The following is a 13,103-nucleotide window of genomic DNA, read 5'->3' on the forward strand; positions in this document are numbered from 1 at the left end:
TGCATGACGTCAATCCGGGCATGGACGATACATGCCCGGATTGACGTCATGCAGATGAGGCCGGCCGAAGGGGTAGCAAAATCTCCACCGCGTGCTCGCGCTTGTCGTCGATCAGCGTGATCGCATCCTCGGCCTGCTTAACGCCGTCGACCTTGACATAAGCGATGCCATCAGCCACTCCCTGATGCAATACGATGTTGTAGGTGGTGTCGCGATAGCGGTAAGCGATCCGGTAGGATGCCCAGTTATCCGGCAGGCAAGGCGCCACACGCAATTTGTCGCCCGCCAGATGGAGGCCCAGCAGCGATTCCACAACCAGGCGGTACATCCAGCCGGCCGATCCGGTGTACCAGGTCCAGCCGCCGCGGCCGACATGCGGCGCGCCGGCATAGACGTCGGCGGCGACTACATACGGTTCGACCTTGTACCTGGCGATCTTGCTGGCGGTTTTGGCATGGTTGAGCGGATTGATCAGGCGCATCAGTTCCCAGGCGCGCTTCTGGTCGCCCAGTTTGGCGAAAGCCATCACAGTCCAGATCGCCGCATGGGTGTACTGGCCGCCATTTTCGCGGACACCGGGAACGTAGCCGCGGATGTAGCCGGGATTCTGATCCGATTTGTCGAACGGCGGATCCAGCAACTGGATGATGGCATCCTTGCGCCGCACCAGCCGTTGGTCCACCGCCTGCATCGCCATCAGGCTGCGCTGCGGATCGCCGCCGCCGGACAATACCGACCAGCTTTGTGAAATCGAATCGATCTGGCATTCGACATTTTTGGCGGATCCCAGCGGCGTGCCATCGTCGAAATAAGCGCGCCGGTACCAGGCGCCGTCCCAACTGTTGTCGGCGATATTTTTCTGCAGCTTGGCTGCTTCGGCGAGGCAGCGATCGGCGAAAACCTGGTCTTGATGAATGACGGCGATCTCAGCGAAACCGGTCAGCACGTCATACAGGAAAAAGCTGAGCCAGACACTTTCGCCTTTGCCTTTCTCGCCGACCTTGTCCATGCCGTCATTCCAGTCGCAGGATCCCATCAGCGACAAGCCATGTACGCCGAAGCGCAAACCGTGCTCGATGGCGCGTACGCAATGGACATACAGCGTTGCTACTTCGTTGGAACGTCCCGGCAGGTCGTAGTAGGAATCTTCATCCGGGTTCACTGCACGGCCTTCGAGAAAGTGCGCGGTTTCGTCCAGCACGCCGCTGTCGCCGGTGCTGCTGACATAGCGATGCACCGCCAGCGGCAGCCACAGGAAATCGTCGGAGCAGTGGGTGCGCACGCCGCGGTCGGTCGGCGGATGCCACCAGTGCTGGGCGTCGCCTTCGGTGAACTGATGGGCGGCGCACAGCAGCAGATGGTCGCGCAGCAGCTGCGGCTGGCTGTGCACCAGAGCCATGGCGTCCTGCAACTGGTCGCGGAAACCGAAAGCGCCACCCGACTGGTAATAGCCGCTGCGCGCCCACATGCGGCAGGCGATGGTTTGATACATCAGCCAGCCGTTGGCCAGCACGTTCAAGGCCGGATCGGGCGTGTCTATCTGCACCGCGCCCAGGGTGCGGTCCCAGAACGCATGGACCGCCTTCAGCGCCTCTTGTGCGGCGGTTGCGCCGCGCTGCTGTTGCAGCAGCTCGCCAAGATTGGTGTGGCGGGTATCGGCGACGCCGAGTATGAAGACAATCTCGCGCTGCTGGCCGGGATTGAGTTCGAACTGCTTCTGGATCGCCGCACAAGGGTCGAGTCCGGCGCCGACCTTGCCCGACAAGCGCATCCGTTCCATCGCCGCCGGGCTTTGCAGAGAGCCGTTGCGGCCGATGAATTCGTAGCGGTCGCCGCTGACGCTGCTGGCGGCGGCGTCGACGTCGAAGAAGGCGGTGCGGTCGGTAAATTCTGTATTGTAGGGATTGCGTGCAAACAAGGCGCCGGTGGCCGGATCGGTTTCGGTGACGATGTGCATCACCGATTTCGGCCGCAGTTCGCCCAGTACCCACTCGACGTAGCCGGTGGCGGACAGCTTGCGCATCGCATCCGACTCGTTGCGCACCCGCAGCACCGTATATTTGACCGGCGCGTCGATAGCGACATACACCGTCATTTCCGAGACGATGCCTTCTTCTATGTGTTCGAACACGCTGTAGCCGAAACCGTGGCGCGTGATGTAATCACCGGCGCCGCGCCGTGGCAGCAGAGTGGGAGACCAATAGTGCCCGCTCTCTTCGTCGCGCAGGTAGAAGGCTTCGCCGCCGGTGTCGCTGACCGGATCGTTGGCCCAGGGCGTCAGGCGGAATTCATGGGCGTTTTCACCCCAGGTATAAGCTTGCCCGCTTTCCGAAATCACGGTGCCGAATTGCGGATTGGCGATCACATTGCTCCAGGGCGCAGGCGTGGCCTGGGTGGCGGAAGTGGTGATGACATATTCGCGGCCGTCGGCGCTGAAGCCGCCCAGGCCGTTTTCCATCAGCAGTTCGCGCTGCGGCAGGGCCAGCTCGGCGGGTATCCCGAGCGCTTGCTGCTTGAGCACGGGGATCAGGCGCGGCACGCGGATTTCCATCAGGTCGCGCCGGTTGATCTGCTCGGCCAGGGTGCCGCGGCTATCGGTCAGGATGACCCGCGCCACCGCCTGGAACAGGATCCGGTCTTCGTCGGATATCTGGTCCACCAGCCGCACGAAGATGCCGCCCGGGCGGTCGATCGCATTGGCGCCGGTGACGGATGAAATCAGGCCCATGATCTGGTCCTGCAGCAACTGGCGGTAGCCGGCATGGTCTTCGTTCCAGATCACCAGGTCGACCGCCAGCCCTTTGGAGCGCCAGTAGGCGTGCGCCTGCACCAGTTGCCGCACCAGCTCGATATTCTCCTGGCTCTTGATCTGCACCAGCACGATCGGCAGGTCTCCGGAAATGGCGTAGCCCCACAAGCCGGATTGGCCGCGATGATTGCGGATCAGCACGCTGGCGTCGGCCCGCAGCAGCGGATTGACAAAGATCACCGAATTGGCCAGGCGGCCATACAGCTGGGCGTCGGCTTCGCTGGCGTTGAGCTGGCGCAGCACCACCTGGCTATGCGGCCAGGACAGTTCGACCACGCGGTCGGCCAGATGACGGTCCTGGTATTTCTCGATCAGGCTGAGACAGATGTCGCGTGAATCGCCGATGCCAGTCACCATGTCGATGGTGACCACCTGTTCCGGTTCCAGCGTGATCTGACAACGGATCGCCACGATCGGATCGAGCACCGGTCCGGCGTTGCCGCCTAAAGGTCCTGGCGTGCGCATGGCTTGCGGCGCCGTCACGGTGTTGCCGCGGCCGATGAATTCCATGCGGTCGGTTTCGTAGGAGACGGCGTCCAGCTCGGCGCCGTGGATTGCCATCAGATGGAACATCCACGGCATTTTTTCGTTCATGGAACGTGGCCTGCGGGTGCACAGGATGGCGCGTTGCGGATCGAGGATTTCAGTCTGCACGAACAGGTTGCTGAAAGCCGGGTGCGTGGCGTCCGCCGGCGCCGGCGCCAGTACCACTTCGGCATAGCTGGTGATGTCGATGGTGCGGCGGTTGCGGGAGCGGTTGACGATGCGGGTCCTGCGCAATTCGATATCGTCTTCTTGCGACACCACGATCTCGGTGTGCATGTCGAGGTTGTTGTCGCGGCGGCGGAATTCGGCCCGGCCTTCCGAGAAGATCACTTCGTAATTCTTGGGCGGCACCAGTGTCGGCTGGTAGGCGGTAGACCAGAAGTAGGCGCCGTCTTCGTTGTTGCTTTCGGCGACGTCGCGCACGTAGCAGAAGGCGCCCCAGTTGTCGCGCGTGCTGTCTTCGCGCCAGCGCGTTACCGAGAGGTCGTTCCAGCGGCTGCGGCTGCCGCCGGCGCTGGTGATCATCACATGGTAACGGCCGTTCGATAGCAGTTGGACTTCCGGCGTGCGCGGATCGGGGCGCTGCAAGACCCGCATCTGCATGCCCTGGTCGCTGGCGGCGGTGCGGATGTCGGCCAGGTCGGAGGTGTTGGAATAGGTAGCGCTGGCTTTGGGTACGCGTTCATGGAGCAGGGACATGGTAGCCTGGAATAGAGGGTCGGATTCGAAACGCTTTTGCATCGGAGCGTCGAGCAGCAGATACGCCAGCGACAGGAATCCCATGCCTTGATGGTGGGCCATGAAGGAACGGATCACCGCATTGTTTTGTCCGCGCGGCAAACGCGACGCGGTGTAGTCGATGGCTTCAAAGAAGCCGTATTCGCCCTCGAAGCCTTCCGCCGCCAGCTGTTGCAGGTTGCTGCAGGCTTGCTCCGGCGCCACCATCAGCGCCATCATCGAGGCGTACGGTGCAATCACCAGATCGTCGCCGAGGCCGCGCTTGAAGCCCAGCCCCGGCACGCCGAAGGCGCGGTATTGATAGTTGAGGCTGGCGTCGAAGGTGTGATAGCCCGACTCTGAAATGCCCCATGGCACGTTGCGCTGGCTGCCGTATTCGATCTGGCGCTTGATGGCGGAAGCATAGGTCTGGTCGAGCAGGGTGTTGGCGAAGGTTGGCATCACCAGCAGCGGCATCAGGTACTCGAACATCGAGCCGCTCCACGACAACAGGATCGGTTCGCCGCCGGCGATGGTCAGCTGGCGGCCGAGAGCGAACCAGCTTTCTTGCGGCAACTGTCCCTGGGCAATGGCGACGAAGGTGGTCATGCGGGCTTCCGAAGCTAGCAGATCGTAGAAACTGGCGTCGCGCCGGCGTTCGCTGATGTTGTAGCCGATCGCGAGCAGGTGGGTGGCCGGGTCGTACAAGAAGCCATATTCCATCCGCGCGAATTCTTCCGCCTGCGTCGCCAGCTGTTCGATCAGCAGGATATTCTCGCCGGCCCGCTGGCTGCTTTCGGCCAGCAACTGGCGCAGGCTGGAGAGGCGCTGCAGATGCCTGGCATCGCTGTGTTCGGCCAGTTTCTTGTCGAATTTCTCCGCCAGGTCGGTATGCAGGCGCGCCAGATTGCGCAAGGTCGGGATCTGGTCGAGTTCAGGAAAATCATCCAGCCAGTCTGCCGGCGTCAGCATCTGGTTCCACGGCGTCAGATGATTGATTTCTTCCAGCGCATCGCGGCACTGGCTGGCCAGTGCCCGGGCCCAGACATTGAGCTGGGTATCGGGCACGGTGTCGAGACCGGCGACGAAACTGGCGGCGCAATGGCTGAGCCGTTGCAGGAAATCATGAGCCACGGTCAAGGTGGACGGTGCTGACTGACAGGCCGATTCCAGGTCCTTTTCAAATTGCGCCAGCTTCGCCAGCGGACCGCCGCCGGCGGTGTCGCGCAGGATTTCATAGGTGTCGCGCAAGCCGGGAAATACGCGGCCGCCGATGATTGCGCTATCCAGCAGGCCTTCGAGGCCGGGGCGCAGGGTCAGCAAATGGCCGGCCAGGTTGCCGCTATCTACGGTGGAGACATAGATCGGGTGCAGCGGCCTCAGGTACTGTGTGTCATACCAGTTGTAGAAATGGCCCTGGTAACGTTCCAGTGCGGCCATGGTCTGGAAGGTGTTTTGGGTGCGCACCACCAGCTGCCCGGCCGGGATGTAGCCAAAATCGTAGGCCGCCAGATTCGCCAGCAGCGACAGGCCGATGTTGGTCGGCGAGGTGCGCCGCGCCACCACCGCGACCGGATGTTCCTGCACATTGTCGAGCGGCAGCCAGTTGTCTTCGGGGCCGACATAGGTTTCAAAAAACAGCCATATCTTGCGAGACAGCGCGCGCAAGAATTGTGTTTGCTCGTTGCTCAGTTGCGCCTGGCGGCGCGCGATAGGCTGGCTGATCCAATAGGCGACCAGCGGCGACGCCAGCCACAGCAGCAGGATCACGGCGGCGGCTTGCAGCGCGTGCGGCCGGGCGACACTCAGATAGACAGCGGCAGCCGCCGCAATCGTGGGCGCGAGCCACATGCTGCGGTAATAGGACAGCAGGCCGTTGCCTGACTGGCGGCTGGCTTCGCTGGAAGGTTGCCATTCCAGAAGTTTTTTGTGTGAGACCAGGATTCGCCATTGGGTCCGGAACACGGCGTCCAGATTGACCGCGGCTTCATACGGCAGGAATGTCAGCGTCAGCGCCGCGTGGGTGAAGTGCTGGCCTGCGGTTTTGAGCGTCGCAAAAAAATGCTGGCGCAGCAAGACGTCGGACGGCTTGCGCAACAGACTGATGATGCTGGCGCAGATCGAGGGAACCAGGATGATCGCCAGCACCACGCCGCTCCAGAACCAGGCTGAGGGCAGGGCAGTCCAGCCCGTCAGCAGCAATGCGGTCAGGGCAAACGGCACGATGCTGCGGCGCAGATTGTCGAACAGCTTCCAGCGCGACAAGGCCGACAGGGGATTGCGCTGATGGGCGATCTTGCCGCTCACCGCATCGCGCACGCCGGGAACGCGCGGCAATAGCCAGGAGGCGATTTGCCAGTCGCCGCGGATCCAGCGATGGCGGCGGCGGACGTCGGCGCTGTAGCGCGCCGGATATTGTTCATACAGCTGGACGTCGCTGAGCAGGCCGGCGCGCGCATAGCAGCCTTCCAGCAAGTCGTGGCTGAGCACGCGGTTTTCCGGCATGCGGTTACTCAGCGCCTGCTCGAAGGCATCGATATCGTAAATCCCTTTGCCGACGAACGAACCTTCGCCGAAGACATCCTGATAGACGTCGGACACGGTACTGGTGTAAGGATCGATCCCGGTTTCGCCGCCGCATAACAGTTCGTAGCGCGATGCTTCGGCGCTGGGCAGGCTGACCGCCACCCGCGGCTGCAGGATGCCGTAGCCGTCCACCACGCGCTGGCGGCCGGGATCGTACAGGGGCCGGTTCAGGGGATGGGCCATGGTGGCGATGAACTGTCTGGCGGCGTCGCGCGGCAGCTCGGTATCGGTATCCAGCGTGATCACATAGCGGACATTGCTGAGGCCATCGGTATCGCCCACGATCAGCGAGTAGGTATCAGGCTCTCCGCCGCGCAGGAAAGCATTCAGGTTGGCCAGTTTGCCACGCTTGCGTTCATAGCCCATCCAGGCTTTTTCCTGCGGGTTCCAGCGGCGCGGACGATGCAGCAACAAGAAGTGGTCGTCACGGTTTTTACCATATTCCTTGCTTTGCTCCGGACTGTATTCCTGGCGGTATTTCTGGTTCAGCTCAGTGATGTTGTGCTTGATATGTTGCAGCAAGCCGTCGTCGTCCGGCAGGTTTTCCGTGGCGGCATCGGGGAAATCGGTCAGCAGGCAGAAGCGCAGGTTGTCGTCGCGGTTGGCGAGATAGCGCACTTCCAGCGCTTCGGTCAGGCCGTCGATATTTTGGGTCGTGAACAACATGGTGGGGACCACCACCAGGGTGCGCGATTCACGCGGAATGCCTTCGGAAAAATCCATGCGCGGCAGCGGCCGTGGAATGGTGATCAGCGTGGTGAACCAGTTGACCATCGCCAGCGCCAGCTGGCTGGCGGCGAACAGCGAGAGCAGGCCGAGCGCCAGCAGCAGCCAATGGTTGACGCCGTCGGCATAGGCCTTGAATACCACCAGGCCGGCAACCAGCAGGCTCAGCATCAGGATGCTGATCAGATACACCGCCAGCGGCGAGTCGCGGCCGGCGCTGCGCAACCGTTCCCGCAGCGGCGGCCCGAAGCGGACTGCCTGCTCCATCTGCGGCAAGCCCTTGCCCACCAGGTAATAACCGACATGGACGTTGCGCGGTTCGAGCATGCCGGCCGCCAGGTTGGCGCCGGCCAGCGCGATTGCCTGTTCGGCGACTTCAATCTCCGACATCGGGCTGTGCTTGGCGAGTTTTTCGATCACATGCCGGTAGCAGTCGCGCGTAGCGAAATCCATGCGGGTATAAATGTCGCTCGGATCTTTGCGCAAGGTATGGTCGACCACGCTCATGGTTTCGACAAATTCGCGCCAGTCCATCGCGCTCAGGAAGCGCAGGCTGCCGATGCTGTTGCTGATCGAAACCTGGTCGGCGGCTTGTTGCTGGGTTTCGGATTGGACCAGTTGCTCAATGGTCTGGCCGGATTCCGTCAGGCGCTGCGCCAGCCAGGTCATCGGCAAGGTCAGCGCCGGGCTTTGTCCCTGCAAACGCCGCACCAGCTCCGCCACGAATGAACTGTCCAGCGGCGGGTTGGAGCGGGCCATGTCGGCCACCAGCAAAATCAGGTTGCTGGGATCGTTTTCGGCGCTTTCCGCCATGGCGTCGGCCCAGGAATCGGCCAGGTTGCGGTTGAGGCGGGTCAGGGCCAGATGGGCCGCCACCCGCCGCAGGTTTTCGATCAAGGCCAGCCGTAGCATGATAGGGATCGCCCACAACTCGCCCAACGTCAGCGGCATCACCTGCTGGTAGGCGGCGACGAAACGGCTCAGGCTTTCCGGATCGACCCGGCCATCGCCGTGCGAGATGGTTTCCAGCGCGATGTCGTAGACGCGCGGGCGGCCGGCGGAATTTCCGCGCAGCAGGCGCGGCAGTTCACGGCTGTAGTTTTTCGGCAGATGCCGTTTGGCGGTGCGGATCTGCTCTTCGATCAGGTAGAAGTTATCCAGCAGCCATTCTGCCGCAGGCGTCACCTGGCGGCCGGTCTTGATGGCGTCGGTCAGCTCGCCGCAGGCGTCGATGATCACGTTTTCATTGTCGGCCAGGCGCGCCAGCAACTGGTCGCGGCCGCGTTCAGGACTGAGTTTGTGGGCATTCGCCAGGATCCGTCCGTGCTGCTCCATTTGCAAGGCGCTGAACAGTTCGGCGCGCAGCGGCAACTCGTCTTCGTTCGGCCGGCCGCCGCCATTGTCGGGGCGCAACGCGGCGCGCATGATGAGCAAATGATCGAATACGGATTTATGGTCTGGTTTCAATTCTGACGTTTCTATTTATTCAACGAAGAAGAAGCAGATCGCAAAGTGCAGAACGGTAGATGGCAGATCTGGTTCTGGCCCTGTTGGATATCGCTTCTGGCAAGCGGAAGGGCGCCGCGTCAGGAGAAGACGTTCGACAGGGGACGGTAGAAATGTGACCGCAGGACAGCAGGAAAAAGTACCGGCGAAAGCAGCATGGACTGATGGCCTGCGGACCGTCCTACGCTACACAGGTTAGCAGATTCCGGGACGAACCTCCAATCGCAGCTAGAGATTCGCCCGCAGGAAGTGCGCAAGCAGGTCTAGCGTGCAGGCACCACAACCACTGTGCCGGCATTTGTGCTGCCTTTGGCGCCGGTGTTACCTCTGGCTCCGGTGCTGCCGGTGGCGCCAGTGTCTCCGGTTGCTCCGGTGCCGCCGGTGGCGCCAGTGTCTCCGGTCGCGCCCATGCCGCCGGTGGCGCCAGAGCGTCCGGTAGCGCCGGTATAGCCGGTTGCTCCTGTATCGCCGGTATAGCCGGTTGCGCCGGTTGCGCCAATGGCGCCCGGAGGGCCGGCAGGGCCTGTTGGCATCGTAAAGCAACCGGCCAACGCGAATGCCGTCAATGCGGCAAGAAGATATGCTGAGTATTTCATGATGATTCCCTTTGTGTAGCCTTACTTAAACTACCCACGGTATTGTGTGCAGTGATCCAGATTTGATCGGTCTCTGGCGCTCATGATCACGTCGGCGGATCAAGCCAGCGCTACTGCAAGGCGGCCTGTTCTGCCGGCTTGCGCGCATAGCCCCGGTTCGGTTTCCCGGTGCGCTATGAATGCCATCAGGCTACGGTAATTGCGGGGTTGGCTCGGTGCGCTGGGGTACATAGCGAGGCCGTGCCGTGTTTTGCCACAAAACCGGGGCTTGTGTGCGCTGCCGCACAGAATTCGTGCATCGGCAAGACTATCGTGGACTTGGTATCAAGCCGTCCCAATCAACTGGAGCCCAGCATGAAAGCAAAAACAATTGTCTCCGCCATCATGGCGCTGTCTTTGGCGGCAGGAGGAATGGCGTTCGGCCAGGGACTCGACACCCCCGTCTGGCATAACGACCAGCAACGTAATGATCAGCAGCATAACGACCAGCAACGCAACGACGGGCGTGACCGCCGCAACGATCAGCGCCGCCAGCCGGACCGCGGATACAACGACCAGCATCGTGACGATCGCGGATACAACGACCGTCATCGCGACGACCGCGGCGCAGGCCCTGATCACGCCTTCTACCGGGGCCAGCGTCTGCCGCCGCAATATCGCGACCGGCAATATGTGGTCGACGACTGGCGCGGTCATCACCTGAATGCGCCGCCGCGCGGCTACCACTGGGTACAAACCGGCGGTGATTACGTGCTGGTGGCAATATCGACCGGCATCATCTTGCAGCTTTTGCTGGGCAACTGACAGACCTTTATCCACGGAAAACACGGAAAGCATGGTAAAAAACCGAAAATTTCCGTGCCTTCCGTGTTTTTCATGGGCCAAGATGTTGATGCAACACGCTGAGCCGTGAAGCTCCTTTTTGATCCTTGCGGCGCAATATATTGTGGAGACCGGAGTTTGGGCTACCGGCCAAGCGTCAGGAGCATCGTCAGCACCGCCAGCGTCATGGCACCGGTGCAGATCCAGCCCAGCACTTTCAGTTTGAGGCCGATCACGAAACTTCCCATGATCTTGGGATTCGCCGCCATCAGCATCATGACACCCATGATAGGGGCCGAAATCACGCCGTTGATGACGGCGCTCCAATACAGGGCTTTGATCGGATCGACAGGGGTAAAGCACAGCACCACGCCGATGATGGTGGAGACGGCGATGATGCCGTAGAACTTCTTGGCCAGGGCGGGTTTGAGCTCCAGGCTGTTCTTCCAATGGAATGCGCCGGCCATGGCGTAGGCGGCGGAACCGGCCAGCACCGGCACCGCCAGCAGCCCGGTGCCGATGATGCCGGCGCTGAACAGGAAAAACGCAAACTCGCCGGCGATCGGCCGCAACGCGGTAGCCGCCTGGGCCGAGGTCTGGATGTCGGTGATGCCATGCATGCCCAGTGTCACAGCGGTGGTCAGCATGATGAAGTAGGCGACGATATTGGAAAAGCCCATGCCGACGACGGTATCCACCTTGATCCGGTTGAAATTGGCGCTGGCCTGGTCCGGCGCATCTCTCAGCGCTTGCGCGCCCGGCTGGGCATGCAGATCCTCAACTTCCTGCGATGCTTGCCAGAAAAACAAATAGGGGCTGATAGTGGTGCCGAACACCGCTACTACGGTGGTGATATACGCCGGTTTCCAGGATAGCTGAGGCCACGCGGTTTTGGCGAACACTTCGGTCCACGGCGTGTGTACCACGAACGCCGTGCCGACATAAGCCAGCAACGCCAGCGTGAGCCATTTCAGCAGCCTGACATAGCGATTGTAGGGAATGAAAATCTGTAGCAAAAGCGACAGCATCCCGAAGCCCAGGGCATAAAGATGCGCCGGGCCGCCAGCCAGCAGTTTCATGGCCTCGCCCATGGCAGCGACGTCTGCCGCAATATTGATGGTATTGGCGACCAGCAGCAGGCTGACGATGCTATACAGCAGCCAGGCTGGATAGTGTCGCCGCATGTTGGTGGCGAGGCCGTGACCGCTGACCCGGCCGATCTTGGCGCTGATGATCTGTATTCCCACCATCAGCGGATAGGTCAGGAACAGCGTCCACAACAAATTGAAGCCGAACTGCGCGCCTGATTGAGAATAGGTGGCGATGCCGCTCGGATCGTCATCGGCGGCGCCGGTGATCAATCCGGGGCCGAGCTTTTTTAACCATGATTTTTTGGAAACGGAATTTGCCATACGCAGGATACCTAGGTTATGCCAGCTTGGTTGCAGCAAGGCTAGGACCTGCACGCTCGCAGGTCTGTGCGCCAGCACACACTCGATGCGGACAACAAAACCGTGAAGGCGTTTTGGCGTAAAGCCGCAACTATGTGCGCCAGCGTACCGATCACGCGGCCATTAAGATATATAAATCGTCTATCGAGATGAAAACTCCAGATCAGTTCGCCAAGCCGGGCTCTTGCAGTACGCGGCCCAGCCCGGTTAATCGACAGCATGGCGGCAATGGAGCAATGTCGCCGCTTCCCACAGCCCATTTGACGGAGAGAAAATCATGCAACAAACGGAACAGAAGCATGCCGGCGGAATCGATATCGCGGCGATTGCCAGGCAGTGCTTGCATTGCTGAATGGCGCGCCGGCAATCCTGCCAACCATCCATCTCATTTTAAGGAGTTCATCTTGTTAGAAAAAAATCTCAGAGCAGTCAACCGCGATGTGAAGTTGCTGGTCCAGGACTCACAAGCCTTGTTCCAGGCAGCAGCGGCGTTGAGCGGCGACAAGGCCGACGAACTGCGCACGCGCGCCATGCGCCTGCTGGACAGCGCTTTGGTCGCGGCGCAGGAAGCGCAAGCCAATGCAGTCGACGCCAGCAAGGAAATGGCGGATTCGGCAGAAGAATATGTGAAGGAAAATCCTTGGCGCGCACTGGCGACAGCGGCCGGCGTGGGCTTTTTGGTTGGCGTGATCCTGACCAAGAAATAATCGGGTTCAAGCGTAAAAAAAAACGTGGCGCCATCTAGCATGCGCGCCACGTTTCTTCTTGTTGCCGGCGTCAAACCGGCGTCATAGTCGGCCGGTAACCAGCAACACTATCAGGATGATGACGATCAGGCCGGAGATGCCGCTCGGGCCATAACCCCAACTGCGGCTGTGCGGCCAGGTCGGCAAAGCGCCAATGAGGATGAGGATCAGGATGATTAGTAAGATGGTGCCCATGCGGTGCTCCTTTAACAGGTTTAAAAACGGCATGTATCGCAAAGATGCATGCGCCGGAACTCACGGCCCGGATCATTGGTCTCAATCTGTCTCTACCTTAAGGGCAACGGACGGCCGGGTCTGTACGCTGGCGTACAAAACCGGTGCGGCGGCGTCCTGGAAATATATTTTCCGGCCAATTGCCATGCAAACCTGAAGCGCACGGTAACGAAAATCGGCAAATAGTCTGGTGCGACACGCCGTTGCAGAGTTCATATACTATGGTTATCGCGCAGAGGGATTTTATGGAAGATTTATTGCCAGGTTCGGTTCTCCTGCATTCAAATGCGATGTTGTCGGACACGCGCTTCTACTGCAACTGTTTACAGGGGTGAAGAATGGAATAACGTGCTCTGATCGGGAG

Annotated in this window: 6 protein-coding genes; 2 read left to right on the top strand and 4 right to left on the bottom strand. The window is 60.9% G+C overall.

The window, feature by feature from the left end; genetic code table 11:
* Positions 1-46: 46 nt before the first annotated feature.
* Entirely contained in the window at positions 47-8,719 is an 8,673-nt protein-coding gene (locus ABI171_RS05660) for a glucoamylase family protein (protein ID WP_348091680.1), read from the bottom strand.
* A 434-nt stretch (positions 8,720-9,153) separates the two neighbouring features.
* Positions 9,154-9,486, bottom strand: coding sequence for a collagen-like protein (locus ABI171_RS05665; RefSeq protein WP_348091636.1), 333 nt, complete (start codon positions 9,484-9,486; stop codon positions 9,154-9,156).
* Positions 9,487-9,840: 354 nt separating this feature from the next.
* Here ABI171_RS05665 and ABI171_RS05670 point away from each other — a divergent pair, with 354 nt between their 5' ends.
* The gene (locus ABI171_RS05670; protein ID WP_348091637.1) at positions 9,841-10,290 is read left to right on the top strand and encodes an RcnB family protein; all 450 of its coding nucleotides are present in this window, start codon (positions 9,841-9,843) and stop codon (positions 10,288-10,290) included.
* Positions 10,291-10,451: 161 nt separating this feature from the next.
* On the opposite strand, the gene ABI171_RS05675 is transcribed toward ABI171_RS05670, so the two are convergent.
* Positions 10,452-11,720, bottom strand: a complete 1,269-nt coding sequence (locus tag ABI171_RS05675; protein ID WP_348091638.1) for a divalent metal cation transporter — start codon at positions 11,718-11,720, stop codon at positions 10,452-10,454.
* Between the two features lie 443 nt (positions 11,721-12,163).
* Here ABI171_RS05675 and ABI171_RS05680 point away from each other — a divergent pair, with 443 nt between their 5' ends.
* Positions 12,164-12,466 (top strand): DUF883 domain-containing protein, encoded by a 303-nt coding sequence (locus tag ABI171_RS05680; protein ID WP_348091639.1) that lies wholly within the window; start codon positions 12,164-12,166, stop codon positions 12,464-12,466.
* 81 nt (positions 12,467-12,547) lie between these two features.
* Here the strand turns inward: ABI171_RS05680 and ABI171_RS05685 are convergent, their stop codons facing one another.
* The gene (locus ABI171_RS05685) at positions 12,548-12,700 is read right to left on the bottom strand and encodes a DUF3309 family protein (RefSeq protein WP_348091640.1); all 153 of its coding nucleotides are present in this window, start codon (positions 12,698-12,700) and stop codon (positions 12,548-12,550) included.
* Positions 12,701-13,103: the final 403 nt, after the last annotated feature.

Origin of the sequence: Collimonas sp. (assembly GCF_039923675.1) — a bacterium.
Classification (GTDB): Bacteria; Pseudomonadota; Gammaproteobacteria; order Burkholderiales; family Burkholderiaceae_D; genus Collimonas.